This window comes from Paraburkholderia sp. SECH2, assembly GCF_030464795.1.
Lineage (GTDB): Bacteria > Pseudomonadota > Gammaproteobacteria > Burkholderiales > Burkholderiaceae > Paraburkholderia > Paraburkholderia aspalathi.
Genome location: NZ_JALPRH010000014.1, coordinates 65,861 through 90,721, shown reverse-complemented (window position 1 = coordinate 90,721; position 24,861 = coordinate 65,861). Strand labels below are relative to the sequence as shown.

Below are 24,861 nucleotides of genomic sequence, written 5' to 3'. Positions count from 1 at the left end.
GCCGCGTGAGCGGCGCGATGGGGCACGGACCGGCGCCTCAGGGCAGCAGGCGGCCGGGGTTGAATAACTGGTGCGGATCGAGCGCCTGCTTCACCGCGCGCATCAACGTGAGTTCGATAGCGGATTTGTAGTGGGCCATTTCGCTGAGCCCGGTCTGGCCGACGCCGTGTTCGGCGCTGAACGTGCCGTGCAATTCGTGCGCGACTTCGTTGACGCAATGGCGCATCGCGGTGGCCATCGCGACGGGGTCAGGGAATTCGCGCCATGCGTCGAAGGTGAAGAACGGGATGAAGTGCGCGTTGCCGTCGCCGAGATGCGCAACGATCAGAATGTCGAGGCCGGGGATGATTGCGTGGACCGCGCGTGTGGACCGCTCGATGAACGCAGGCACCGCCGATACCGGCACCGCGCAATCGGTCGTCAAGCCCACGCCGGCTTTCTTGTTCGCTTCGGACACGCTGTGGCGAATTTCCCAGAGGGCGGCGCGCTGCGTGTCGTTGCTGGCGAATACCGCATCGACGATGAGGCCGGCGTCGGCTGCCTGTTCGAGCGTGTGTTGCAGCAGTTCCGCCATCTCCTCGCCACCGCGTGTGTCCGCGAGCTCGACCAGCACGTGCCAGTCATGCAGTTCGCCAAGCGGATTGCGGCGCTCGGGTACATGTTCGATCACGAGTTCGAGCTGGCGGCGGTTGATCATCTCGAAGGCGTTGAGCCGCGACCCGCAGGCGGCCTGGAACATGCCGAGAATACGCAGCGCGGCCGCCGGGTCGACGGGCGCGAACCACGCGAGCGCGTGATGCGTCGGCAACGGATGCAGCTTCAACGTGGCCGCCGTGATGATGCCGAGCGTGCCTTCCGTGCCGATGAACAGATGCTTCAGATCGAGACCGGTGTTGTCTTTGCGTAGCGCACGCAGGCCGTTCCAGATCGTGCCGTCGGCGAGCACCACTTCGAGGCCGAGCACGTTGTCGCGCGCGTTGCCGTAGCGCAGAACGCCGGTGCCGCCCGCATTCGTCGACAGATTGCCGCCGATCTGGCATGAGCCTTCGGCGCCGAGACTTACCGGAAAGAGCCGTTGTTCGGCCGCGGCTGCGTCCTGCACGGTCTTCAGCACGCAGCCGGCTTCGACTTCCATTGAACCGTTGGCCGCGTCGATCGAGCGAATCCGCCGCATTCGCGAGAGATTGACGATGACTGGCCGAACGCCTTCGCTCGCGGGCACGGCGCCGCCGCACAGGCTGGTGTTGCCGCCTTGCGGCAGGACCGGCACGCCGTGCGCAGCGCACAGGCGAACCACCGCGGATACCTGCGCTGCCGTCGATGGCAGCGCAACACAGAGCGCCGGCGCCTTGAAGCGGCCGCGCCAATCCTCGGTGAAACCATCGAGGTCGGCTTCGGCGCTCAGGACCGCGTCCGCTCCGAGTTCGGTTTGCAGGCTGGCTAACAAGGGCGCGACAGGGTTCATTTCTGGTTCCTTGATCGGGCGGCTTCGATGCGGTCGGCTGCGACCCAGGTGGGACGGGACCTGCGTTGCCTGAGAAAAAGCATATGAGTAAAAAAATCGCATTGAAATGCAATTAATCGCAATGCGATTAAAGTGCTCGTTTTTCCTGGCGTGAGTCGGGAGGGTGCTGACGGCTACGAAAGAGGGCGCTGACGGCCACGAAACAAATAAGCAAAGCGAAATTTGTTGGTTTGGGTAAGCCTGCGGCGCCGCGATACTTGATCGTCCGATGGCCGCGCCATTCGATTTCGACGCATCCGTCTGCTGTTCAACTCCCAGACCGAACCCGACACCATGACGCAATCCCATCACCCCGATCAGCCTGCGCTCGACACACTGCGGCTGATCGGTCCAGCACCTGATAACTGGGTCCCGCCGCGCGAGGGCATCGACCATAACGTGGTGGTTGTCGGCGGTGGACAGACCGGCGCGGCGTTCGCTTTCGCCCTGCGGCGCGCCGGCATCGGTCAGGTTAGCGTGATCGATGCCGCAGCAGATGAGGGTCAAGCGGGCGTCTGGTTGAATCGCGCCCGCATGAATAAGCTGCGCACCCCTAAATCATTGGTGGGCCCTGAGGCGGGTCTGCCGGGGCTGAGCTTCCAGGCATGGTATGAAGCGCGCTTCGGCGCCGATTCGTATGCGGAGATCGACCGGATTCCTCGCACGCGTTGGGCAGAATATCTCGCGTGGTACCGGCATTTCCTCGAGATTCCGATTCGCTACGGCACGCGGCTTACGCGAATCGAACCGGTAGGTGAGCATTTCCGTTTGCATCTGGAAGTACGCGATGGCGCCACAGTGCGCAACATCGTGGAGACGGCACGCAAGATCGTGCTCGGCAATGGCGTTGCGGGTAACGGTGGGCCGAACATTCCTGCAGTGCTGAAAAATATTCTGTCGACACTACGTGCCCACACCTCCGAGGCGATCGATTTTGCTGCGCTGCGCGGCAAATCCGTGGCGGTGATCGGCGGCGCGGCATCCGCATTCGATGCGGCAGGCACGGCGCTCGAAGCCGGTGCAGGGCAGGTGCATCTGTTCGTGCGTCGTGAGCGGATTGCCTCGGTGCCGGTGACACGCACACGCGCTTATCCCGGCGCGTACGACAACTATTTCCATCTGCCTGATGCGATTCGCTGGTCGCAGGCGCGGCGCTTCCGCGTTGCCGGTTCGACGCCGCCAGTCGACGCCCTGGAGCGCGTCACACGTTTTTCGAACTTCCATCTGCATCTCGGCGCGCCGTGGACACACGCAAGCGTCAGAGATGAGCGCGTGGAGACCGACGTGTCGGGTGAGCCGTTCGCATTCGATTTCGTCATTGCCGGCACGGGCTATGTGATCGATCCGGCGTTGCGGCCGGAGTTGGCGCACATCGCCGGGCATATCCGCCTGTGGCGCGATCAATACGTGCCCGCTGCAGCCGATAGCGACGACGCGCTGGGCGCGCATCCGTATCTCGGCGCCGCGCTCGAATACCTCGAGAAGGTCGAGGGCGAAGCGCCTTATCTGAAGCACATCCACGTCTACAACCCGGCGGCCTTCGTCAGTTTTGGCTTGCCGGTCGGCGACGTGCCAAGCATGAAGCGCGATATTCCCGCCGTGGTGCAGCGAATCAGCCGCGATCTGTTTCTCGCCGATCTGGACGCGCATGAAGCACGGATTCACGGCGATATCGCCGCCGATTTTGACGATTCAATTTACGCACAGAGCGTCTGGCAGCGTGACAGGGTCGACGTCGCGTGAAGTGGACCTCAACAAGCGCGCGGTCACGATAGTTCAATAAGGCGAGAGGCAGGAGCCGCTATGTCCACGCAGTTCGAATCGATTACAACAGGAACGCCGGCCATTGGCACGGATGTCGTTGACGCCAACCGCGCCTTAACACGGCGTGGGTTTTCACGCGGTGTTCTGATTGCTGGCCTCGCTGCCATCGCGTGGTTCGGCAGCGCCGCGCTGACCGAGTGGTGGCCGAGTGCCGACGACTGGCCGTACACGAAAGAATTCATCGCATTGAAGCTGGTGCTCGCGGCATTTGCTGTTGCAACGGCGGTCGCGGGATGGCGCAATCCGTCCACTCAGGCCACGACCCCCACTCGCACGGGCGCATGGCTTGGGGCAATGCCATGGTTGCTCGCGCTGGCGCTCGGCGTGAGCGCATGGGAAGCGATCACGGCGCAACTCGAATGGCTGCCGCGGCCCTTCTTCGCGCCGCCGCAAGCGCTGATCGGTGTCTACGCCGAAGACTACCCGCGGCTTGGCTCGAGCGTCGTGCATTCATTTGGACTACTCGCCTATGGCTACGTGTTAGGCGCCGTGGCTGGCTTCGTGACGGGCGTGAGCATCGGCTGGTCGCAGGCCGTGAGCTACTGGGTCCATCCGGTCCTGCGCCTGATCGGGCCGCTACCGGCTACCGCGTGGTTGCCGTTGGCGTTCTTCTTCTTTCCGTCGAGCTTTAGCGCAAGCGTGTTCCTGATTGCGCTTGCGACCGCGTTCCCGGTTGCGGTGCTGACATGGTCTGGTGTAGCCGGCGTCAATTCGGCCTATTACGACATCGCGCGCACGCTCGGCGCGCGGCCCGCTTTTCTGATCCTGCGCGTGGCGATTCCGGCGGCGCTGCCGTCGGTGTTCGTCGGCCTGTTCATGGGTCTTGGCGCATCGTTTTCGGTGCTGATCGTCGCGGAGATGATGGGCGTGAAAGCGGGGCTTGGCTGGTATCTGCAATGGGCCCAGGGCTGGGCGGCGTATTCGAACATGTATGCCGCGCTGCTTGTGATGGCGCTGATGTGCTCCGGTCTGATCACCTTGCTGTTTCGTGTGCGTGATCGCCTGCTGGCCTGGCAAAAGGGATTGCTCAAATGGTAGCCGTACCCGAAGTGTTGAATCAGTCGGCCGCTGCCCGGTCGATCCGTGACGGCGCACGTATCGACGTGCGTCACGTCAGTCATCAATTCGCGCTGCGTGGCGCCGTGTTGCCGGTGCTTCAGGATGTCAGCTTCACGGTCGAGCCGGGCGAGTTCGTCGCGTTGCTCGGTCCGAGTGGTTGCGGCAAGTCCACCTTGCTGCGGCTGGTCGCTGGACTCGATACGCCGACGCAGGGCAGCGTGCAGGCCGATGGTGCGGCAATAGCCGGTCCTGATCCGTCGCGTGTGGTGGTATTTCAGGATCCAACCTTGTACCCATGGCGTACGGTGCGTGGCAATGTCGGGGTCGGTCCGCAGGCGCAGCGCAAACGCTTCGCGCGACGCAACGGTCCGCAAGAGGACCAGGCGGAGCAACGGATCGACGCCGCATTAGAGTTGGTCGGCCTCAGCGAATTCGCCGAAGCGTTTCCGCATCAATTGTCGGGTGGCATGGCGCAGCGCGTGGCACTGGCCCGCGCGCTCGTCAACGATCCGGCGCTGCTGGTGCTGGACGAGCCGTTCGGCAAGCTCGACTCCCTCACACGTATCCGCATGCAGGGTGAACTGGCGCGGCTTTGGTTGGACGCGCGCTTTTCCGTGCTACTGGTGACGCATGACGTGGAAGAGGCGCTGTTGCTCGCCGACCGCGTGATCGTTTTCAGCGAGCGGCCGGCGCGCGTGGTCGCCGAAGTGCGTAACGACGCGCCGTATCCGCGCCGTCGCGACGATCCGAAGCTGGTGGCGCTGCGCCGCGAGGTGCTCGCCCAGCTCGGGCTCGACACTTGAACGAATAAAACAATCGATAACGACCAGAGGAACAGTCAACCATGAATCCCTACGATGAATCGCCGCTGAGTCCGGCCCGCCGCGCGTGGTTGCGCAAGACGGCCTGGACCGCGGGCGCGGCGGCGCTCGGTGGTGCGTCGCTGATGCCGGGGTCGCTCGCGTTCGCTCAAACGCCGCAGGCTCCGCTCAAACCCCTCAAGCTTTCCTGGAACGCGGGCGCGATCTGCACCGCGCCCGTCGCCGTCGCGGTGAAGCAGGGGTTTTTCGAGCGGCACGGCTTGCAGGTGGAGCTCGTGAATTTTTCAGGTTCCACCGATCAGTTGCTCGAGGCAATCGCAACGGGCAAGTCCGACGCGGGTGTCGGCATGGCGCTGCGTTGGATCAAGCCGCTGGAGCAGGGCTTCGATGTGAAACTCACTGCCGGGATTCACGGTGGGTGCATGCGTTTGCTGGCCACGCGCGCGTCGGGCATCGTCGATGTGGCTGGGTTGAAAGGCCGCACGATCGGCGTGAGCGATATGGCGAGTCCGACCAAGAATTTCTTCGCCATCGTGTTGAAGAAGATCGGCGTCGATCCGGAGCGCGATGTGAACTGGCGCCAGTATCCGGCGAACCTGCTGGGCGAAGCGCTGAAGAAGGGCGAAGTGCAGGCGATCGCGGATGGCGACCCGACGATCTGGTCGATCCGCGAATCCGACCACTTGTATGAGGTGTCGAACAATCTGTGCGGTGAATATCAGACGCGTTCGTGCTGTGTGCTCGGCGTGCGCGGTACGCTGGTGCGAAAGGATCGCGCCACCGCGCAGGCGTTGACGCAGGCGCTGCTCGAAGCGACCGAATGGACTGCGAATCATCCTGCGAACGCCGCCGCGATTTTCTCGGTCTATACGCCGTCCGCCGATGTGGGCCAACTGGCGGCGATGCTCAAGAGCCACACCGATCGCCACCATCCGGTTGGGGATGCGTTCAAGAAGGAGATCTCGCTTTATGCCGACGACCTGAAGGCGGTGGGCGTGCTCAATAGCGGCACCGATTCCAATCGTCTCGCGGATCGGGTGTTCTCGAACGTGCTGGCTTGACGGCGCGCCGTATCCGTCCGATATGCGGTTTGTGTCGATCGATAGTCGAATTTATCGTTTGGCCGTGGCGGAAGGCATCGTTACGCTAATCGGCTTGCCTATGATGCGCCGACGCCATGATGAACCCGCACAATTCTCCGCCGTCGCGCGGCCGCCGTCGACTGCTGGGTCGTCTGGCGGCCGGCGGTCTCGTCGTTTCACACGCCGCGGCAGCTAGCGAACTGCTGCGGCCGCTCGAGGTCGCGTCTTCGACTCGGGTGCCCGGCGGGCCTGTACTCGAGCATCCATACGGCGTGCCGTCGCCGCATGAAGCAAATGTCGTGCGGCGGAGTGCGCGCGCGTGGCCGCTGCCCGGCGCGGCTTCGTCGATGACGCCGCTTGCCGATCTGCACGGTACGCTCACACCCAACGGTCTGGTCTACGAACGTCATCACGGCGGCGTGCCCGACATCGATCCCGATCAGCATCGGCTAGCCATTCATGGCCTCGTGCGCACGCCCAAACTGTTCACGATGGACGACCTGCTGCGCCTGCCGTCCGAATCGCGGATTCATTTTCTCGAATGCTCCGGCAATACCGGCAACGAATGGAATGGCCCGAGCGGCATGCCGGTGCAACTCACGCATGGTTTGCTGTCGTGCTGCGAATGGACCGGTGTGCGTTTGTCGACTTTGCTGGAGGAGGTGGGTGGTGTGACGGCGTCCGGCAAGACAAGCGGCGGCGGCTGGTTGCTGGCCGAAGGCGCGGATGCCGCTGCGATGACACGCAGCTTGCCATTCGATCGGATACTCGACCGCGCGCTCGTGGTCTATGCGCAGAACGGCGAACGCTTGCGTCCCGAGAACGGCTATCCGTTGCGTCTGATCGTTCCCGGCTTCGAGGGCAATACGAACGTCAAATGGCTACGTAGGCTAAAGGTGGTCGATGCGCCGTTGCAAACGCGCGAGGAAACTTCGAAGTACACGAGCCTGCTTGCGAACGGCACCGCGCGTCAGTTTGCGTTCGAGATGGATGCGAAGTCGGTTATCACGCGACCCTCGCCAGGACATCGTCTCACCACGCACGGTTATTACCCGATCACGGGTCTCGCCTGGTCCGGACGCGGGACGATCCGCAAGGTGGAGGTGTCGACCGACGGCGGCGCGACGTGGCGTCCCGCGCGTCTGGACGGTGCGATCCTGGATCGTGCGCTCACGCGTTTTCAGGCGGACTGGCGCTGGGATGGCGGTGCGACTGCGATTCTTTCGCGCGCCACCGATTCGACCGGCTATGTGCAACCGACACGAGCCGAACTCGTCGCCGCGCGTGGCCTGAATTCGCAGTACCACTACAACGCGATCCAGCAATGGCGAGTGGATGCTAACGGCGAGGTGCGTAATGCGTGATGACCGCCGTCTGACCGGCGTGCGGGCGCGAACGGCACGGACCGCGCTGGCCGTGCTGCTTTCGCTCACGGCACTGACATCGTGCTCATCGATTGCGCCGGGTGACCAGAGCGCCAGGTCGATCCATGATATCGGCACGCCGCTCACCGAGCAGGACCTCGCTGCCTGGAACATCGACGTGGCGCCGGATGGCCGCGGCCTGCCTGCGGGCAGCGGCGACGTCGCCACCGGCGCGTACATATTCGCCGCAAAATGCGCGGCGTGCCACGGCGCGCAGGGGCAGGGCGGTCTCGGCGATCAACTGGTGGGTGGGCAGGGCACACTGACCAGCGCGAAGCCGAAGCGCACCGTGGGCAGCTACTGGCCCTATGCGACGACGCTCTTCGACTATATTCGCCGCGCGATGCCCTACAACGCGCCTGAATCGCTTTCCGCCGACGAGGTGTACGCGCTCAGCGCATTTCTGCTCAACCAGAACGGCATCGTGCCGGCGAATACGCGGCTCGACGCGGCCTCGCTGCCGCGTGTGGCGATGCCTAATCGCGGCGGTTTTGTGGCTGATCCGCGTCCAGGGCAGCTATGAGGCGCTTGCGCTGATCGGACGGTCCGGGAGCGGGCCCGAAGCGCCGCTAACCGTTATTGCCGGCTCGCTCATGTAACCGCTCATGCAGTCGGCTTCATGCAGCCGGCGCAGCAGGCGCATTCGGTGTGTATTTCCGCAGCCGCTGGGAAATCAGATGCGAAGGTTTTTCGATCATCCGGTAAAACGCGTAGCTGATGGCGAACGCCAACGCCACCTGCACGAACCAGGCGAATCGGGACGTCTCGTCGAATCGGGTCATTTCCAGCAGGGCGAGCGCCATCTTGTGGCAAAGATAGAGGCTATAGGACCACGCGCCAAAAGTAGCCAGTCTGGACCAGACGCCGCCTCTGGAAGGCGTGGCTGTCTCCGCCGCGATCCAGATTGCCGCGAGGAACTGAAATAGCGGAAGCGTGATATCGGGCGTAATCAACGGCACAACGGCCGGTTTGAGATTCGATTCGGACAGCAGAATCATAACGGCGGCCCCGGCAGCGACAATCACCACTCTCAGCGCAACCAGGTGATTCGCGAGAAAGCGGGTGCTGCGATCAAGGCCGCGCTTGATCATCAGGGTAAGCGGCGAATACGCGCCACGAACGTGGAACTGCTCCGCGTTGCGCTGAGTCTCCGCGATCAGGCAGCCGAAGATCCATCCAGCCGCATACAGTAAAGCCGTACCCGGAACGCCATACGTCTCAATGACGCAGCCGTGGCAAACGGGATGCCCGATCAGGCGAACCACAGCCACCATCACGCCCGCCGCAACCGCGCAGCCAACGATCATTTCGCCGATGTAGCGAAAGCGGGCGCGCAGGAGCGGATAAGCGGCGTAATACACCATCTCGCAATAGAGCGACCACAGCACGGACTCCAGATAGTTCTGCCCCGTCGGCAACGGTTGAACGAGGCACAGCAGGATGACTAGCGGTAATCCAATGCGGATGAATCTGGACGCGTAATAGTTGATTGGCTTAAGCGTCACATCCGTTTGATATGCGTTATGGATGCAATAGCCGGAAATGACAAAGAAGACGATGACGGCGGCAGGGCCCGCGAACAGCGCTGTCGAGCCGGACCATAGTGCGCCGCCGAGGAAGGCGAGTTGATGAGGCAGAAGTTCTTTAAACGCGGGTGGCTTGAAGTGATACATCAGCACCCAGACAGCCGCGAGGAATCGAATCGCATCAATCTTTAGCGACTTGTTCAGATTCGCAGACGCTGAGAGATTCAAGGTGATCGCCATTTATTGCCCCTTCTTCTATTCAGGCTGCGGCGATCTTACGTCTGTCGTGATCAACAAAAATCGAAAAAAATGGGGAAATAAATGTCCCACCAGGCCTCAGTAAAATGCAATGTTGGGCGGTTGTTTTTGTCAGCGTCAGGTGCGGGTTTACAGCAATACCTTGCGGCATTGGCATAGGTTTTAGCCCGAATGGATTGATGCGGGCACAATTCAAAGCTAGGCTCTGTCGAAACCGAACAATAATTCGAGGCACAAGGATCCAATGACTCCATCGGAAAACATTGACCAGCTGATCGCAGGCATCACGGACTGGCGTGGCAAAACATTCGCCAGCATCCGCAAAACCATCCTTGAAGCCGACCCGGAGATCATCGAGGAATGGAAGTGGATGGGAAGCCCGGTGTGGTCCCGCGACGGAATGATCGCGGTCGCCAATGCTCATAAAGGGAAGGTGAAGCTGACCTTTGCCCACGGGGCGAATCTCGCCGATCCCGACAAGCTTTTCAACGCGGGCCTCGACGGTAACGCGAGACGCGCGATCGATTTTCTCGAGGGCGATAAGGTCAATGGGCCCGCTTTAAAGAAACTCGTGCGCGCCGCTATTGAGTACAACCAGACCAAATTGAAGAAAAATGCGCCGGCGAGTACTCGAGCGAAAGCACATAAAGCTAAAGAGGCGTGAAGCAATAGCGTTATCTTGGGGAAGCGCTTAGGCCGATCAGGCTGATTGGAATATCTACGGTTCTCAGCGCGACAGCAACGAAACGGTCGCGATGCCGAGAATCGTCATGATGAGCGAAGCCGCTACGTGAATGACGATTTCGCCTGCCGCCCAGCCGAGCCGGCCGTCCTGCAAGCGCTGCACGACTTCCGCTGAGAACGTCGAGAACGTCGACAGGCCGCCCATCAAGCCTGTGATGACAAAGAGCCGCCATTCCGGCGCGATCTGCGGCACCCTTGCGAACCACGCAACCGCGACGCCGATAACGTAGCCGGCAATCACATTAGCGGCGAAGGTGCCGAGCGGCATGCCCGTGAACAGGCCGTTCAGACGGATACCGAGAAACCAGCGGAACAGCGAGCCGAGCGCGCCGCCGATGCCGACCGCGAGAATGGACAAATACATGAAGAAGTACTCTGGCGAAGCCGAAAGGTCGACAAACCGGGCTTGAGCGGAAGGCGTGATGCCGCGTCCGCAGTCGTCCGGGCGAAGCAGGCATCATCAGCCATCGAGGGCGGTTGAGGGAGAACGCCATCGGGAGAATGCCATCTCCAGCGCGCCAGTCTAGCATTGGCAGGGCATTGGGGACAGGTGAGCGCCGTCGCGGCGCGCGTGTCCGGTCTGCATCGCGTGGGGCGTGATCTAGAATCAATAGAGGGCCTGCGAGCGTCTGCCGTGGTCCACTGCAACGCCGCAACCGCGCGGGAGGCCGACATGACGAAGGGCTACCAGCTCACGTTCTATACGGAGAAGAACCGGCGCCACGGCCATCAATCGGTCGTGGAATGTCTGCTGTCGATCGCGAAGCTCATCGGCATTCATGGCGCGACCGTCGTGGCGGCGGCCGAAGGCGTCGGCCACGCTGGCGCGCGGCATGCAGTGCGCTTCTTCGAACTGGCGGATCAGCCGCAGCTGGTGATCTTCGCGGTCACCGAAGGGGAGGCGGAAGCCTTGCTCGAAGCGGTGCGAGCGGGCTGCCTCCCGGTGTTCTACACGCGTTGCCCGATCGAATTCGGCCTGATCGGTGAACACGGGGACGCGAAACATCCGGCGCGCCGCTAAGCCTGGTTTGCGGTCAATGAGCGACTAACTAGCGGTTAAGCAGTCAGCCGACGCTTTCGCGCTCCGGCGTCGCCGAAATCTTGTGGATCGACAGGTCCGCGCCGTTGTATTCGTCTTCCTGGTCGAGCCGCAAGCCCACCGTCAGGCGAATCGCCCCATACACGAGCGTGCTGCCGAGCGTCGCCACCACGATGCCGCCCAACGTGCCGATCAGTTGCGCGCCGAACGATACGCCGCCCAGTCCCCCGAGCGCATGCAAGCCGAAGATGCCGGCGGCGAGGCCGCCCCACGCGCCGCACAGACCGTGCAATGGCCACACGCCGAGCACGTCGTCGATACGCCAGCGGTTTTGGACGCAGGTGAACATGTACACGAACAGCACGCCCGCAATGCCGCCCGTCACCAGCGCGCCGAGCGGATGCATCACGTCGGAGCCGGCGCACACCGCGACCAGCCCGGCGAGCGGGCCGTTGTACGTGAAGCCGGGGTCGTTTCGGCCCGCGAGCCACGCGCTCAGCGTGCCGCCGACCATCGCCATCAGCGAATTGACTGCCACGAGACCGCTGATCTTGTCGACGGTCTGCGCGCTCATCACGTTAAAGCCGAACCAGCCGACCGCGAGCACCCATGCGCCCAGCGCGAGGAACGGAATATTCGACGGCGGATGCGCGGCGATGCCGCCATCGCGGTGATAGCGGCCATGACGCGCGCCGAGCAGCAGCACGGCCGGCAACGCGACCCAGCCGCCAAACGCATGCACCACTACCGAACCGGCGAAATCGTGAAACGGCACGCCGAATACCTGGGTGAGCCAGCCCTGAATACCGAAGCGGCCGTTCCACGCGATCCCTTCGAAGAACGGATAGACGAAGCCGACCAGCACGAAGGTGGCGAACAGTTGCGGATTGAATTTCGAGCGCTCGGCGATACCGCCCGATACGATCGCCGGGATCGCCGCCGCGAAGGTCAGCAGGAAGAAGAAGCGCACCAGCGCATAGCCGTTGTGCGCGGCCAGCGACTCGGCGCTGCCGAAGAACTGCACGCCATAGGCGATCGTGTAGCCGATGAAGAAATACGCGATCGTCGAGACCGAGAAGTCCACCAGAATCTTGACCAGTGCATTGACCTGATTCTTTTTGCGGACGGTGCCGAGTTCGAGAAACGCGAACCCCGCATGCATGGCCAGCACCATCGCGGCACCCAGCAAAAGGAAGAGGGTATCGGTGCCGGTTTTCAGACTTTCCATCGATGTGTCCCGCTTATGACAAAAAAGCGGGCATGGAATGCAAGAAGTGGGCCAAATTTGTGCCGAAAACGTCGATAAGGTGCAAAACCGCACCGGAGTGGGGTTCATGACTTACATGCCCGGGCTGGTGATGCACTATCTTTTGCACCTCGGACAACGACAAAGGCACCATATATGTGCGTTATGGCTTCGTATCGGTCGTCGCGATCCAAACCAGGGCACGACATTCGATTTGATTTACGTTTAATTCAAAAGTCTGACGTTTTATGCGGATTCATTGCACCCGGGTTTGTATTTGGCGGCAGAAGCCTGGTTAGTGGCGCATCCTCTTTGTCTTCCTGCGTAAACGCCGACATAATGTGCCGTCCCGCGCACGATCTGCCGGCCATCGACTTCCAATGCGCACGCATGAGACTGACCACTAAAGGCCTGTTGCTGATCGCAATTCCGGCCGTCTTCGAACTGGCGTTGCTGTCCGGCCTGGTTATGGCGCAGGCCGACGCGACGCAAGCCGAACGGTGGGCCATCCATAGCGAAGACGTGCTGCGCCAGACCACCGCGATTCTCGATCCGGTGCTGGGTGAGTCCGTGGCGCTGCGCGGCGCGGTGCTCGCCAACGACACGCACTTTACGACGCCGGTCGCCTTGTGGGTGGACGTCGACCGTCGTATCGATCAACTGGCCGAGCTGGTTGCCGACAACCCGGCGCAAGTCGAGCGCGTGGTGCAGGTGCGCCAGGCGGTGCAGGGGTATCGGCAATGGTCCGACCGCGTTCAGGACATGCTGCATTCGGGGCGGCGGCGTGACCTGCTCGATCGCTTCCGCGACCTGGCCTCGGCCGACGTGCTCGATCGTTTCCGTCAACAGGTGGTGGCTTTCCAGGCCGAAGAGCGGCGCCTCGACACCTTGCGCTCGAATGCCGCCGCTGCCGCGCGTGAACGGCAACAGACGCTGGTCGTCGCGGCCGTGTTCGGCTCCTTGCTATTCGTCGCGCTGGCCGTGTGGCTGTTCACGCGCGGCGTGCGCGGCCGGCTTGCGGTGCTGTCCGATAACGCCGGGCGCCTCGCGGGCAACGAGCCGCTGGCGCCGATCAGCCCGGGGCGCGATGAAATCGCACGGCTCGATCTGACCTTGCATGAAACCAGCAGGCGCCTGCTCGAAGCCGAGCGCATCCAGGCGCGTTTCCAGTCCGATCTGGCGCGGCGCACGAGCGAACTGGCGCGCATCAACGAGACCTTGCGGCAACAGACTCAGGAAAACGAAATGTTCATCTACAGCGTGTCGCACGACCTGCGTGCGCCGCTGGTGAATCTGCAAGGCTTCTCGAAAGAACTGATTCGCGCGTGTGACGAACTGCGCGTGGTGCTGCGCCAGTCGTCGCTCGCGACAGAGTCGCGGCAGCGCATCGAACGGGTGGTGGACGAGGATATCGGCGAGGCGCTGCATTTCCTGCAGACGGCCGTGCTGCGGGCATCTCATATCATCGACGCGCTATTGCGGCTGTCGCGGGTCGGCCGTGTGGAATACCGGCAGCAAAAGGTCGAAGTGCGCGACATCGTGCCGCGCGTGGTCGATGCGATGCAGGGGTCGATCCGGGCGCGCCGGGCGAACGTTATCGTCGAGGATTTGCCGGCTGTCTGGGGCGACCCGACCGCGCTCGAACAGGTGTTCGCGAACCTGATCGGCAATGCGGTCAATTATCTGGACCCCACGCGCGAAGGCCGGGTTGAAATCGGCACGACGCCGGCGCCGCCGGGCGTGCATTCGCTACGGATTTTCTACGTGCGGGATAACGGTCTGGGTATTCCGGCGGTCGCGCTGCCGCGGCTTTTCAACGCGTTTCAGCGGCTGCACGGCAATGTGGCGGCGGGTGAGGGCATCGGCCTCGCGCTCGTGCGGCGCGTGGTGGAACGGCACGGCGGGCGCGTGTGGGCGGAGTCGAAAGAGGGCATTGGCACGACGTTTTATCTGTCGCTGCCCGAAGCCGAGGTGCGGACGGCGCAACCGGCGGTCGAAACGCAGGCCACGCAGGCAGACGGCGTTCAGGCGATTCGTGGTGTGCGCGAAGCACGCGCGGGCCTCGGCGATCGTGATGGCCAGGGCCCGCGCGGCGGTGCGCCGGCACATGCCGCCAATGCGGCATCGGGTATCAGTACGCGGTAAAGAGCCGGCGCGGCTTGAGGAGTTTGCTGCCGCGAATCGACCAGTAGCAGCCGCAAACGAGCAGGATCGCCACGCCGGTCAGCGCCTCGCGCGGCGCAGGGTGCAGGCCGGGCAGGCCGTCCAGGGCGAACAGGCCGTGCGCGACGATCAACAGCGCCGCCCAGAGCGAACACGCCGCTTGCACCAGCATGCGTGTGCCAGTCAGACGCCGCGCACGGTTTTCTCGCGACCAGTTGGCCGGTGTACGCGCGCAGAAAAAAGCAATCGCCATCAACGTCACGGCGAGCATGACGATCCAGTCAGTCAGTTCCATCGAAAGGGGCTCCAAAGTCAACCGGCGACTATAGGAAACCCTTGCGTTGCGAACTATCGGACGAGTCTCAAATGTGGGTGTGTTCTGGCGAGCGCGCAGTGCCGCGAGGGCAAGGCGCTCGCCTGAGGATCAGAGTTCGATCCGCGTGCCGAGCAGCACGAGGAACTGACGCAGCCACTCAGGGTGAGCGGGCCATGCGGGTGCGGTGACGAAATTGGCGTCGGTGATCGCCGCGTCGACCGGAATGTCGGCGTACTCGCCGCCGGCCAGTTTCACTTCGGGTGCGCAGGCCGGGTAGGCGGAAATGCGCTTGCCGCGAATCACGTCGGCGGCAGCCAGCAGTTGCGCGGCGTGGCAGATCGCGGCGATCGGCTTGCCTGCTTCGGCGAACTGCCGCACGAGTTCGATCACCTTGTGGTTGAGCCGCAGGTATTCCGGCGCGCGGCCGCCTGCAATTGCCAGCGCATCGTATTGACGCGGATCGGCGTCCTCGAACGTTGCGTTGAGCGTGAATTGGTGGCCGGGTTTTTCGGTGTAGGTCTGGTCGCCTTCGAAATCATGAATCGCGGTCTTGATCTTGTCGCCCGCTTTCTTGTTCGGGCAGACCGCGTCGACGACGTGGCCGACCGCCTGCAGTGCCTGGAACGGCACCATCGTTTCGTAATCCTCGGCGAAGTCGCCGGTCAGGAACAGAATCTTCTTTGCTGCCATCGCATGCCTCCTATTGATCAACGGAACACATCGAACGCTCAGGCAGTCTACTCCAACACGTTTGACAGAACCGCGACGAGGTGTGCAATGAAGTATTTCGAAGGGCGTGCACTATACGCTGGCGATACGGCGGCGCTGGTGCAATTGTTTCGAGCCGCAGCCGGGCAGCTTCGGGTCCGCGGGCTTCCAGGTGCTCGCCGAGGAGAGCGTGCCGCGCAACGGCGTATCATGAGCCCGTTTTCGCATGCGGAAGCCGCTCGACGCGGCTCACACTTAAATATGACTTTATCCATTCGTTCGCCGTTGTTGCGCCGCGTCGCGGTTGTCGCCCTCGTGTTCGGCGGCCTCACGGCTTGTCAGAAGAACGACGCGTCGGCACAGGTTGCCGGCAAGCTCAACGATGCGGCGCAAGCCGCCGGTCAGAAGCTCGATCAGGCGGCCAGCTACGTTGGCCAGCAGGTCGATGCGACCAAGGCCGCCGCGCAGCAGAACCTCTCATCGGCGTCCGCGCCGTCGATCACGATCGATCCGGCCTCGCTGGCGTCGAGCGCGCAAGCCAACCTGCAAGGCGCGGCCAGCGCGACCAATGCGCAACTCGGCAAGGCGGCGGCGCTAACCGGGCAGAGCCTCGAGACGGCGGGGCGCAAGCTGCAGGAATGGTCGGCGCAAAGTTCGGCGTCGGCGGCGGGCGTTTCGGCTTCGGCGTCGACATCGAGCGATTCCAGCGATGCGCAAAAGCAGATGGACAAGTGAGATCGCGGCCGGCGCATCCGGCCGCTCGTGCTCGTTCGTCCGTTTGACAGCCGGATTAAATGTAATTACTATGGTTACACATCGTCGTTGCCGGGCAGGTTTGCTGTGAATACGAGTAGCCGGTTTGCATTTGCAGTGCACGTGCTCGCGCTGCTGTCGTTGCAGGAGGGCGTGCCGCTCTCGTCGGAGATGATCGCGGGCAGCGTGAATACGAATCCTGCGTTGATCCGGCGTTTGTTGAGCATGCTGGCCGATGCGGGTCTCACGACCTCGCAACTCGGCGCGGGCGGCGGCGCGCTGCTCGCCAAAGCGCCTGACGAGATCACCTTGCTGCAGGTGTATCGCGCGGTAGACGACGCGCAATTGTTCGCCATGCATCGCGAGGAGCCGAACCCGGCGTGCATGGTGGGGCGGCACATCCAGGTCGTGCTGCGCGGCATTATCGACGAAGCGCAGCAGGCCATGGAAGCGTCGCTCGGCGCACGCACGCTGGCCGATGCCACTGCCGATCTGATGCGCGCTGAACGGGCGCTTGAACGCAAACGGCGTTCGAATGGGTGATGCGGCGACGAGTGTGGTTAAGAAGGTAGCAATGAGGCGGTATCGAAGGGCGCGCGCGGTGTAGCTTGAGCCTGCGCACCTGAGAACGGACGGGGGCTTACGCCCCTCTTTTTTCCACTTGATATGTAATCAACATAGTTACATATAAGCTAATCACAGGAGCATTGAAATGAGCAAACAGTTGAAGATCGCGTTGTTCGGCGCCACCGGCACGATTGGTTCGCGGATCGCCGCGGAAGCTGCTCGTCGCGGGCATCAGGTGACGGCGCTGGCGCGCAATCCGGCACGTGTGCCGGCGGGTGTGGCGAATCTCAAAGCCGCGCAGGCCGATCTGCTCGACGCCGCGAGCGTCGGCGCCGCGGTGCGTGGCCACGACGTGGTGGCGAGCGCGTATGCGCCGCCGCATGACGATCCCGCGGCGGTGTCCAAGGCGACCCATGCGCTCGTTGAAGGCCTGCGCGCAGCGGGCTTGAAGCGCCTCGTGGTGGTGGGCGGCGCGGGTTCGCTCGAAGTGGCGCCGGGCAAGCAACTGGTCGACGCGGACGGTTTTCCGGACGCCTACAAAGCCGTCGCACTGGCCCACCGCGATGCACTCAATTACTACCGCGGCATCACCGACCTCGACTGGACGTTTTTCGCGCCGGCCGCGCTGATTGCACCGGGCGAGCGCACCGGCACGTTCCGCACGGGCGCGAACACGCTTCTGGCCGACGCCGAAGGCAATAGCCGCATTTCCGCGGAAGACTATGCGATCGCCTTTGTCGACGAACTGGAGCAGGGCCGTTTCGTCCGTCAAATCGCGACGGTGGCTTATTGAGCCTTGACGGAGGGCGGGACCACGCGCGGCTCGTGTCGCGCGTCGCCCGTTGCGTGCGCCCTGGCGGCGGTTCGAGGGGATGAAGGCAGCCCGCCGTTCCTCGAACTTGCGCAAGCGTCCTAACAATCGGTTACGCATGTTCAGGCGCGGGTGGTGCAACTGCGGCTACACTGGCGTCTCCCGTTTTCTTACGGAACGCCATGCAGTCATGCCCATTGCGGCGTGAGTCCGGGGCCGCGCCGTCTAACGGCGGGCAACTGGCGACTCGCGCCGTCTTTCATTTACCTTCCGGTCAGATCGGGCGCGGCATTCGCGCTCATGTCGCGGCGTGGACGGCCGCGGTCTGCCTCGTACTGACCCTCGGCATCGGATGGATGCCCGCGACGGCCCAGGCCGCCGGCGCTGCCACGCCGGTCATTCCGGCCTTGCAAAGCCTGATCAATAGCGCGACGGCAACGCCGGCGTCTGCCGCCTCAGGCGCGTCTGCCGCGGAAGCGGCTTCGGCGCCGTCGCCCGCCAGCCAGGCGGAACTGGCGCGCTCGCTCGATAGCGTGATCGCCACGCTCGACAACGACAAGCAGCGCACCGCGCTCGTCGCCCAGCTCAAAAAGCTTCGTGACGTGTCGCAAAACGTTGCGCCAGCCGCGCCCGCGTCTGCGTCGGCCCAAACGAGTGCTGGCTTGCTCGGCGCGATCGCGTCGGGCATCGCGTCGTTCGAATCCAATGTGCATCAGGGCCGCACGCCGGTGCGCTATTGGGGCGGGCGCTTCAACGCGGCCGGCAACGAGCTCTACACGATCATTTCGGGCCAGGGGCAGGAGAGCTTCGGGCGCATCATCTTCTCGATGATTGCCATGCTGGCCGGCTGGGGCGCATGCGCCGGCGCGATAATCTACGTGCAGCACCGGCTGTACCGGCGCTTCGGTATCGTCATGGGGCTCAAACCGAATCCCACCACGCGCGAACTGCTGATCTTCGCGCTGCGCCGCGTCGGCCCGTGGATCATCGCCTTTCTCGCCGCGTTGCTGTTTGTGCGCGCGATGCCCGATGCGCTCGGCCGCACGCTCGGCCTGGTGGTCGCCTATGCGATCGTTGCGGGTGCGGTGTTCTCGGCGATCTGTCTGATCATGTTTTCGCTGTTCGGCTCAGGGCATCGGCGGGTTGCGGTGCACCTGCTGATCGAACACGCGCGGCGCGTGCTGTTCGTGGTGGGCATATGCGCTGCCCTCGGCGATGCGGCGGTCAATTACGACGTCGAGCATCAGCTCGGACCGAATCTCGCCGCGCTGATTTCGACGGCCGCCAACATGACGGCCGCTGTGCTTACCGGCTATTTCGCGCTGGCATTCCGCCGGCCGGTCGCGCATCTGATTCGCAACCGGCCTTACGAGCAGCGCCACGATCACCGGGCCGCGACCGACGCCTTCGATGTGCTCGCCTCGCTCTGGCACGTGCCGGTGCTGGTGCTCGCCGCCGCGTCGGTGGTGGCCACGCTCGGCGGCTCGGGCTCCAGCGAAAACGTGCTGCAGATTTCGGTGGTCACCGCACTGTTGCTGGTGTTCGCATTTTTCCTGTCAGCTATCGTGCTGCGTGTGACGCGCCCGCGAAGCCACCGCGCGCGGCGCCGCTCGCCTTATCTGTCGCGTTTGCTGCGCTTTTGCGGGACGCTGCTGACGCTGTTCATCTGGCTGTTCTTCTTCGAACTGGCGGCGCGTTTATGGGGCGTGTCGCTCGCGGAAGTCGTGGAGAAAAACGTTGCGGCGCGCGGGATTGCGCACGCGGTGACCGCGATCATCGCGACGGTGTTCATTTCATGGCTGCTGTGGATTCTGGTCGACACGGCGATTACCGAGGCCCTCAATCCGGGTGGTCCGCGCAACAAGTCGCGCAATCCGAGCATGCGGGCGCGCACGATGCTGCCGCTGCTGCGCAACGTGCTGCTGGTGACGATCATGACGATTGCCGGCATCGTGACTGCGGCGAACCTGGGCATCAATGTCACGCCGCTGCTGGCCGGCGCCGGAGTGATCGGCCTCGCGATCGGCTTCGGCGCGCAGTCGCTCGTGACCGACCTGATCACGGGCCTGTTCATCATCATCGAAGATACGATTTCGGTCGGTGACTGGATCGACGTGGACGGCGGCCACGCGGGCACCGTCGAACATCTGTCGATCCGCACCGTCCGCCTGCGCGACGGGCAAGGGGCGATTCACGCCATTCCGTTCTCGCAGATCAAGATTGTCAAGAACCTGTCGCGCGATTTCGCCTATGCGGTGTTCGAAGTGCGCATGTCGTTCTCGACCGATGTCGATGAGATCACGCAGCTGATTCGCGAAGTCGGCGCCGATCTGATGGCCGACTTCCGCTACCGGCGCGAAATGCTCGGCCCGATCGAGGTGTGGGGGCTCGACCGCTTCGATCCGAACTGGATGGTCGTGAAAGGGCAGATCAAGACGCGGCCGTTGCAGCAATGGAGCGTGGCGCGCGCCTTCAATCTGCGGCTCAAACGCAAGATGGACGAAGCCGGCATCGAGATTCCGGTGCCGCAGATGCGGGTGTACACGTCGTCGAAGGATAGCGAGGGACAGCCTTTGCCGGACGATGAACTGCCTGAGCTTGGCCCGCATGGCCATGGGCAGGCGCATACCGAGGCGGCGGCTGCCACGCGGACCGCGCACGCTGCGATGGCGGTGGCGCGCGACGTGTCGCACGAGCCGCGTCCGGCGCCGCCGCCGACCGGGCAGACCGCGCCGATTCCGCCGCAGATTCCGACGGCCGGAGAAGCGGGCGGTAAAAGCTGATTTGTGCTGGATGCGAGGCGAGGCTAGCGGACCTTGGCGCGGTCCGCGTCCGCTTTTCGCGCCCGCGGTTCGCGTCTTTAGGCAGGACCTACCGGTTTCAGACGAGCGCCGGTGCGTCGGCGGCGCGCACGATGTCGTTGACGTGCGTGGCGATCTGCGCACCCGCCACACCATAGATATGCAGTGAGACGGCAGGCGCGCCGCTGCAATTGCCTAGGCGATGAATGCCGCCCCTGCCACCGCGTACAAACGACACGGCTCCGGTATTGCGCGCTTGGGTACGCGTGGCGCTTGCGCAGTGCTGCGCGCCATTCCATTCGAAGACCGTTTCGCTCAGCGTGCCGTCGATCACGGCATAGCCGCACCATGTGTGGTGCGCGTGCACCGGGCTTGCCTGGCGCGGCTGCCACACCAGCGCGGCAATCGCATAGCGGCCGTGCGGATCGGCGGCCAGCAGATGACGCCGGTAATTTTCAGCGGAGCCTTCGCGTTGCGCCGACGTGAGCAAATCGGGATTCGCTGCGGCTTCGGCTAGCGCGATGCGCATGCTGCGCGCGAAGAAGGTCGAATCCGACGGTTCGGGAAATTTCACGCAGGCTTCGAACATGGCGTCGAGTGCGTCGCACAGGTTCGCGAGCGGCGCGGTGTGGTGCGCGCGCGAGGGCGTTTCATGCGCTCCGGCAAACTGTGCGGCATGGGTAGAGGAACGGGCGACGGGTGTTGAACGGAGATCTTGGCTCATGATCGCGGCGCAGCGGCATGGCTGCTTATTGGCTATTTTTGGATAGACATATTTATACCGGTTTGCCCGGAGAAAGAGTTTCCATATAATTCCCCCTGGAGTCTTAAAAGTAGAATAATTTCCTATGGGGGTTTGAAGATGGGAATGGATATCATCGATCGCAAGCTGCTCGAGCTGTTGCAGGAAGACGCAACCATGCCGATCGCCGAACTGGCGCAGCGCGTGAATCTGTCGCAAACACCGTGCTGGAAGCGGCTGCAGCGCCTGAAAGAGACGGGTGTGATTCGCGCCCAGGTGGCGCTGTGCGATGCGCGCAAGTTGGGCGTGGGCACCACCGTATTCGTCGCGGTGCGCACCAACGAGCACACCGAGGCCTGGGCGCAGACCTTTACGCGCGCGGTGCGGGAGATCCCGGAGGTGGTGGAGGTGTACCGGATGAGCGGCGAAACCGACTACCTGCTGCGCGTGGTGGTGTCCGATATCGACGACTACGATCGCGTCTACAAGCAGTTGATCGCCGCCGTGCCGCTATACGACGTGAGTTCGAGTTTCGCGATGGAACAGATCAAGTATTCGACGGCGCTGCCGGTGCGGCCGGCGGCGGTGGTGGAGGGGCGCTGACTGCAAGCCGTGTGCAAGCTCAGTGGGCGTAGAATGCCGCCTTCCCAGACACTATCCGCGACTGCCTCGCGAACCGAGCCCGCCTCATGAACAAACCGCCACGCAAGAAGAACCCGACCTTTGGCATTGCTGTTTTCATCGTGGTCGCGGTACTGCTGGTGATCGCCACGCTCTTCTATAACGCCATCACGGAAAAGCGCGATTTCGATCGCCAGAACGAGCCGGCGCCGACGATTTCATCGGATGCGGCGGCTGCTGCGGCTGCGGCTACCGCAGCGAAGCCCGCAAGCGGCGCCGCGCAATAAGACGACCCGAGCGCTTCACTCGTCCGGCAGGCGAATGACGCTCGCATCCTTGCGAATCTGCGCCGAGGCCGTCAGCATCTGCTTGCATTGATGGGCGAGCAATTTCATGTCATGCACGGCGTCCGCCGGGTGGTCCGGCGATTTCTCCGTCTCGACCACCATCGCATCCAACTCACGCGACAATTGTTTGATCTGCTCGGCCTGATCGGCGGGCGGGGCGCTGCCGGCTTCGGCTTCGGTCAGATTGTCGCGGACCGTGCTCAGGGCGCGTTGCAAGGGCTGCAGTGAGACGTTGTCAGCCCGCTGCGCGGAGGTGCGCAGCAACGGCGCCGCCACCGTGATCTGCGAGGCGAGCACGTGGCTGCGCACCAGCAGATCATTCAATTCCGGCACGAACTTCTGCGCGGACTTCGGTTCGAGCATCATGCGCTGGAATGCCTGACCCAGATTGGCAAACGCCACGTGGACGTTCTTGCGCGCGAGCCGGTAGCGGTAATCGCGATCGAGCGCTGTTGCAGCGGCTGCGGCGGCAGGGGATGCGCCGCCGGCCGGCTTGGCGGTCGGGTTGCTGATCGTGGTGGTGCCGGCGCCGCTTGCACTGGTGGTCGCCCCCGTGCTTGCTGCACCAGCAGTTGCGCCGGCTTTGAGAGCCGCGTTGCCGCCCGCGTTCGCTCCTGCGTTGGCCACCGCGAGCGCCGGTGCGCCGAGTTCGATCGCCGGATCCGCCATCGCCGCGGCGGGCGCGAACGCACCGGCCTCTGTCACTGTAGCGACCACCGCTGCGGCCGGCTTGCCGCTCCACCACCAGCTCGCTTCCAGGTATTGCCGCGTCGCATTGATCATGTTGTTGACGAGCTTGCCCATCAACCGGTATTCCCAGTAGGGGAACAGATGGCTCGCCGCAATGGCGATCGCGCAGCCCACCACCGTATCGATTGCGCGCTCGCCGATGATGCGCATGCTGCCCGGCGCGAGCAGATGGAACATGAGCAGCACATACGAGGACGTGAACACCACGCTCGCCGTGTAATTGAACAGTAGCAGGCTGTAGCTCATCACCATCGAGGCGAACATCACCACCAGCAGGATGTGCGGCTCCTTGACGAAGATCATCAACGCGATACTCGCCGCGCAGCCGATCAGCGTACCGACTATCCGCTGCCCGTTACGCTGCTTGGTCAGCGAATAGCCTGGCTTCAGGATGATGACGGTGGTCATCACGATCCAGTATGCGTTGGTGAGCGGCAGCAGGCGGCCGAGCCAGAAACCCACGGCCACCGCGATCGTCACGCGCAGCGCATGGCGGAAGCTCGGCGAGGCCATCGTCAGATTCGAGAAGATCTGCCCGAATGGCACTCGGCGGCTCGAGACGAAGCGGGAGAGCGCCTTGTCGAGCCGCAGTTCGGTCTCGGTCGCGCTTGGATCGCTCGACAGGCTTTGGTGCATCCTGTCGATCAGGCGCGTGGCGCTCCAGATGCGCCGGAAGGTGGACGAGACCGCCGAATAAGCCTCAGGATTTTTGGCAGCCAGGTCCTGCTTGCGCATCAGTTCGATCTCGAACTCGATGGCGCGCAATTCGGCCTTTACATTGATGCGCGTACGCGCCGGCTGGTTTTGCAGCACCGCAAGTCCGATTTCTTCGAGATCGGCCGCGGATTTGCGAATCAGATCGCGGTAGAACACCAGCAGGTCGGAGCCGCCAAACGTGGTTCGCACCAGCGAGTAGTCCACGTGCGTGCCGACAAACAGCTCGTGCAGATCGACGGTATTGATAAACAGATTGAACAGCATGGCCCGGCGCGGTTCGAGCCGGCCGGCTTTCAGCTTGGGCAGATTGCGCAGCACGATATCGCGTGCGGCGTCCTGACGTTCGACGGCGGTAATCTGCTTGTCGACCAGATTGCGATAGCACTCGTCGAGATCGTTATTGAGATCGTAGAAGGCGGCGCGCGCGAGCAGATAGTCCGCGCACGCGAACACGCTTTCGGCAAGCGCCTGCTGTTCGATGCGGTGCATCATCCAGCGGCTCACGAAGGTTGACCAGTACGTGTACCAGAGACCGCCCACCAGAATCCACGACGCATTGACGAGCGCCTGCATCGGCGTGAAATGCTCTTCCAGCGTCATGATCATCATGAACAGCGTGGCGAAGCTGATCTGCGGCCAGCGGTTGCCATACACGACGATCAACGAGAGCACGAACGTGAGCGGCACGACCGTGCACCACAGGGCCACGGGGTTGACCGTGGCGATGCCGGTGGCGAGCGCGGACAGGAAGCCGATCACCGTGCACGCCAGCATCTCGTTGTGCTTGTACTTGAGCGGGCCCGGCATATCGACCACACAGGCGCCGAGTGCGCCGGTCGCGATCGTGAAGCCGAGTTCGCGGTCGTGAAATACGATCAAACACAATATGGCCGGTAATGACACTCCGACTGCGATGCGCAGGCCGCCATAGAAGTACTGGCTGTAGAGGAATTTTTTTATTTCAACCGAATAGCGCATCGACTGCCTGGATTCCATTCACTGAGAAAACGCGGTTGAACAGGCCGACCCGGGCCGCCC

At 63.2% G+C, this 24,861-nt stretch carries 23 protein-coding genes and 1 riboswitch; of the genes, 15 read left to right on the top strand and 8 right to left on the bottom strand.

Annotation, left to right across the window (positions count from 1 at the left end; genetic code table 11):
- Positions 1-37 precede the first annotated feature (37 nt).
- Positions 38-1,465, bottom strand: coding sequence for an FAD-binding oxidoreductase (locus tag M0D66_RS22485; RefSeq protein ID WP_266211623.1), 1,428 nt, complete (start codon positions 1,463-1,465; stop codon positions 38-40).
- Positions 1,466-1,798: 333 nt separating this feature from the next.
- Here M0D66_RS22485 and M0D66_RS22480 point away from each other — a divergent pair, with 333 nt between their 5' ends.
- The 6 genes from M0D66_RS22480 to M0D66_RS22455 all read left to right on the top strand — a co-directional run bounded on the left by M0D66_RS22480 (position 1,799) and on the right by M0D66_RS22455 (position 8,237).
- On the top strand, positions 1,799-3,247 hold the full coding sequence (locus tag M0D66_RS22480) for a SidA/IucD/PvdA family monooxygenase (RefSeq protein ID WP_266211622.1): 1,449 nt from the start codon (positions 1,799-1,801) through the stop codon (positions 3,245-3,247).
- 60 nt (positions 3,248-3,307) lie between these two features.
- On the top strand, positions 3,308-4,366 hold the full coding sequence (locus tag M0D66_RS22475; RefSeq protein WP_266211621.1) for an ABC transporter permease: 1,059 nt from the start codon (positions 3,308-3,310) through the stop codon (positions 4,364-4,366).
- Positions 4,360-5,190 (top strand): ABC transporter ATP-binding protein, encoded by an 831-nt coding sequence (locus M0D66_RS22470; RefSeq protein ID WP_266211620.1) that lies wholly within the window; start codon positions 4,360-4,362, stop codon positions 5,188-5,190. Before M0D66_RS22475 ends, M0D66_RS22470 begins: the two co-directional genes overlap by 7 nt.
- Positions 5,191-5,231: 41 nt before the next feature.
- On the top strand, positions 5,232-6,269 hold the full coding sequence (locus tag M0D66_RS22465) for an ABC transporter substrate-binding protein (protein ID WP_266211619.1): 1,038 nt from the start codon (positions 5,232-5,234) through the stop codon (positions 6,267-6,269).
- A gap of 116 nt (positions 6,270-6,385) precedes the next feature.
- Entirely contained in the window at positions 6,386-7,654 is a 1,269-nt protein-coding gene (gene soxC, locus M0D66_RS22460) for a sulfite dehydrogenase (RefSeq protein ID WP_093632421.1), read from the top strand.
- Entirely contained in the window at positions 7,647-8,237 is a 591-nt protein-coding gene (locus M0D66_RS22455) for a c-type cytochrome (protein WP_266211618.1), read from the top strand. Before soxC ends, M0D66_RS22455 begins: the two co-directional genes overlap by 8 nt.
- Before the next feature lie 94 nt (positions 8,238-8,331).
- On the opposite strand, the gene M0D66_RS22450 is transcribed toward M0D66_RS22455, so the two are convergent.
- Positions 8,332-9,480, bottom strand: a complete 1,149-nt coding sequence (locus M0D66_RS22450) for an acyltransferase (RefSeq protein ID WP_266211617.1) — start codon at positions 9,478-9,480, stop codon at positions 8,332-8,334.
- Between the two features lie 262 nt (positions 9,481-9,742).
- Between M0D66_RS22450 and M0D66_RS22445 the strand changes: the two genes are divergently transcribed.
- A complete protein-coding gene (locus M0D66_RS22445) occupies positions 9,743-10,162 on the top strand; it encodes a DUF1801 domain-containing protein (RefSeq protein WP_054040078.1) in 420 nt (139 codons plus the stop codon).
- Positions 10,163-10,225: 63 nt separating this feature from the next.
- Here M0D66_RS22445 and crcB read toward each other — a convergent pair whose 3' ends face one another.
- Positions 10,226-10,606, bottom strand: a complete 381-nt coding sequence (crcB, locus tag M0D66_RS22440) for a fluoride efflux transporter CrcB (RefSeq protein ID WP_093632425.1) — start codon at positions 10,604-10,606, stop codon at positions 10,226-10,228.
- A gap of 80 nt (positions 10,607-10,686) precedes the next feature.
- Positions 10,687-10,763, bottom strand: a riboswitch (Fluoride riboswitch).
- A 152-nt stretch (positions 10,764-10,915) separates the two neighbouring features.
- On the opposite strand from crcB, the gene M0D66_RS22435 reads away from it, so the two are divergent.
- On the top strand, positions 10,916-11,263 hold the full coding sequence (locus tag M0D66_RS22435) for a DUF190 domain-containing protein (protein ID WP_266211616.1): 348 nt from the start codon (positions 10,916-10,918) through the stop codon (positions 11,261-11,263).
- Between the two features lie 43 nt (positions 11,264-11,306).
- Here M0D66_RS22435 and M0D66_RS22430 read toward each other — a convergent pair whose 3' ends face one another.
- Positions 11,307-12,509 carry an ammonium transporter gene (locus M0D66_RS22430; RefSeq protein ID WP_093632427.1) on the bottom strand — a complete coding sequence of 401 codons (1,203 nt, stop codon included), beginning with the start codon at positions 12,507-12,509 and terminating at the stop codon, positions 11,307-11,309.
- A gap of 408 nt (positions 12,510-12,917) precedes the next feature.
- Here M0D66_RS22430 and M0D66_RS22425 point away from each other — a divergent pair, with 408 nt between their 5' ends.
- Positions 12,918-14,672, top strand: coding sequence for an ATP-binding protein (locus M0D66_RS22425; protein WP_093632752.1), 1,755 nt, complete (start codon positions 12,918-12,920; stop codon positions 14,670-14,672).
- On the opposite strand, the gene M0D66_RS22420 is transcribed toward M0D66_RS22425, so the two are convergent.
- On the bottom strand, positions 14,659-14,985 hold the full coding sequence (locus M0D66_RS22420) for a hypothetical protein (protein WP_054034668.1): 327 nt from the start codon (positions 14,983-14,985) through the stop codon (positions 14,659-14,661). The two genes, M0D66_RS22425 and M0D66_RS22420, sit on opposite strands and share 14 nt — an antisense overlap.
- A 129-nt stretch (positions 14,986-15,114) precedes the next feature.
- Positions 15,115-15,696, bottom strand: coding sequence for a DJ-1/PfpI family protein (locus M0D66_RS22415; RefSeq protein ID WP_054034667.1), 582 nt, complete (start codon positions 15,694-15,696; stop codon positions 15,115-15,117).
- 279 nt (positions 15,697-15,975) lie between these two features.
- Here M0D66_RS22415 and M0D66_RS22410 point away from each other — a divergent pair, with 279 nt between their 5' ends.
- The 4 genes from M0D66_RS22410 to M0D66_RS22395 all read left to right on the top strand — a co-directional run bounded on the left by M0D66_RS22410 (position 15,976) and on the right by M0D66_RS22395 (position 20,628).
- Positions 15,976-16,449 carry a hypothetical protein gene (locus M0D66_RS22410; protein WP_167378273.1) on the top strand — a complete coding sequence of 158 codons (474 nt, stop codon included), beginning with the start codon at positions 15,976-15,978 and terminating at the stop codon, positions 16,447-16,449.
- 105 nt (positions 16,450-16,554) lie between these two features.
- On the top strand, positions 16,555-17,010 hold the full coding sequence (locus M0D66_RS22405) for an Rrf2 family transcriptional regulator (protein WP_093632754.1): 456 nt from the start codon (positions 16,555-16,557) through the stop codon (positions 17,008-17,010).
- Positions 17,011-17,179: 169 nt separating this feature from the next.
- Positions 17,180-17,827, top strand: coding sequence for an NAD(P)-dependent oxidoreductase (locus M0D66_RS22400; RefSeq protein ID WP_266211615.1), 648 nt, complete (start codon positions 17,180-17,182; stop codon positions 17,825-17,827).
- 200 nt (positions 17,828-18,027) lie between these two features.
- Positions 18,028-20,628, top strand: a complete 2,601-nt coding sequence (locus M0D66_RS22395; RefSeq protein WP_266211614.1) for a mechanosensitive ion channel family protein — start codon at positions 18,028-18,030, stop codon at positions 20,626-20,628.
- Positions 20,629-20,725: 97 nt separating this feature from the next.
- Here the strand turns inward: M0D66_RS22395 and M0D66_RS22390 are convergent, their stop codons facing one another.
- Positions 20,726-21,235 (bottom strand): cysteine dioxygenase family protein, encoded by a 510-nt coding sequence (locus M0D66_RS22390; RefSeq protein ID WP_234486576.1) that lies wholly within the window; start codon positions 21,233-21,235, stop codon positions 20,726-20,728.
- Positions 21,236-21,508: 273 nt separating this feature from the next.
- Here M0D66_RS22390 and M0D66_RS22385 point away from each other — a divergent pair, with 273 nt between their 5' ends.
- Together M0D66_RS22385 and M0D66_RS22380 are read left to right on the top strand one after the other, a co-directional pair.
- Complete coding sequence (locus tag M0D66_RS22385) at positions 21,509-21,991, top strand: Lrp/AsnC family transcriptional regulator (RefSeq protein WP_093632431.1); 483 nt, start codon at positions 21,509-21,511, stop codon at positions 21,989-21,991.
- Positions 21,992-22,077: 86 nt separating this feature from the next.
- Entirely contained in the window at positions 22,078-22,296 is a 219-nt protein-coding gene (locus M0D66_RS22380; protein WP_093632432.1) for a hypothetical protein, read from the top strand.
- Positions 22,297-22,311: 15 nt separating this feature from the next.
- Here M0D66_RS22380 and M0D66_RS22375 read toward each other — a convergent pair whose 3' ends face one another.
- On the bottom strand, positions 22,312-24,801 hold the full coding sequence (locus M0D66_RS22375; protein WP_093632433.1) for an FUSC family protein: 2,490 nt from the start codon (positions 24,799-24,801) through the stop codon (positions 22,312-22,314).
- Between the last annotated feature and the right edge of the window lie 60 nt (positions 24,802-24,861).

Coding starts and splice junctions, on each gene's coding strand:
- soxC (WP_093632421.1), top strand. CDS start 6,386: ATGATGAACCCGCACAATTCTCCGCCGTCGCGCGGCCGCCGTCGACTG.
- M0D66_RS22470 (WP_266211620.1), top strand. CDS start 4,360: ATGGTAGCCGTACCCGAAGTGTTGAATCAGTCGGCCGCTGCCCGGTCG.
- M0D66_RS22425 (WP_093632752.1), top strand. CDS start 12,918: ATGAGACTGACCACTAAAGGCCTGTTGCTGATCGCAATTCCGGCCGTC.
- M0D66_RS22450 (WP_266211617.1), bottom strand. CDS start 9,480: ATGGCGATCACCTTGAATCTCTCAGCGTCTGCGAATCTGAACAAGTCG.
- M0D66_RS22475 (WP_266211621.1), top strand. CDS start 3,308: ATGTCCACGCAGTTCGAATCGATTACAACAGGAACGCCGGCCATTGGC.
- M0D66_RS22435 (WP_266211616.1), top strand. CDS start 10,916: ATGACGAAGGGCTACCAGCTCACGTTCTATACGGAGAAGAACCGGCGC.
- crcB (WP_093632425.1), bottom strand. CDS start 10,606: ATGTATTTGTCCATTCTCGCGGTCGGCATCGGCGGCGCGCTCGGCTCG.
- M0D66_RS22430 (WP_093632427.1), bottom strand. CDS start 12,509: ATGGAAAGTCTGAAAACCGGCACCGATACCCTCTTCCTTTTGCTGGGT.
- M0D66_RS22390 (WP_234486576.1), bottom strand. CDS start 21,235: ATGTTCGAAGCCTGCGTGAAATTTCCCGAACCGTCGGATTCGACCTTC.
- M0D66_RS22485 (WP_266211623.1), bottom strand. CDS start 1,465: ATGAACCCTGTCGCGCCCTTGTTAGCCAGCCTGCAAACCGAACTCGGA.
- M0D66_RS22420 (WP_054034668.1), bottom strand. CDS start 14,985: ATGGAACTGACTGACTGGATCGTCATGCTCGCCGTGACGTTGATGGCG.
- M0D66_RS22415 (WP_054034667.1), bottom strand. CDS start 15,696: ATGGCAGCAAAGAAGATTCTGTTCCTGACCGGCGACTTCGCCGAGGAT.
- M0D66_RS22380 (WP_093632432.1), top strand. CDS start 22,078: ATGAACAAACCGCCACGCAAGAAGAACCCGACCTTTGGCATTGCTGTT.
- M0D66_RS22410 (WP_167378273.1), top strand. CDS start 15,976: ATGACTTTATCCATTCGTTCGCCGTTGTTGCGCCGCGTCGCGGTTGTC.
- M0D66_RS22465 (WP_266211619.1), top strand. CDS start 5,232: ATGAATCCCTACGATGAATCGCCGCTGAGTCCGGCCCGCCGCGCGTGG.
- M0D66_RS22375 (WP_093632433.1), bottom strand. CDS start 24,801: ATGCGCTATTCGGTTGAAATAAAAAAATTCCTCTACAGCCAGTACTTC.
- M0D66_RS22480 (WP_266211622.1), top strand. CDS start 1,799: ATGACGCAATCCCATCACCCCGATCAGCCTGCGCTCGACACACTGCGG.
- M0D66_RS22455 (WP_266211618.1), top strand. CDS start 7,647: ATGCGTGATGACCGCCGTCTGACCGGCGTGCGGGCGCGAACGGCACGG.
- M0D66_RS22400 (WP_266211615.1), top strand. CDS start 17,180: ATGAGCAAACAGTTGAAGATCGCGTTGTTCGGCGCCACCGGCACGATT.
- M0D66_RS22445 (WP_054040078.1), top strand. CDS start 9,743: ATGACTCCATCGGAAAACATTGACCAGCTGATCGCAGGCATCACGGAC.
- M0D66_RS22395 (WP_266211614.1), top strand. CDS start 18,028: ATGCAGTCATGCCCATTGCGGCGTGAGTCCGGGGCCGCGCCGTCTAAC.
- M0D66_RS22385 (WP_093632431.1), top strand. CDS start 21,509: ATGGGAATGGATATCATCGATCGCAAGCTGCTCGAGCTGTTGCAGGAA.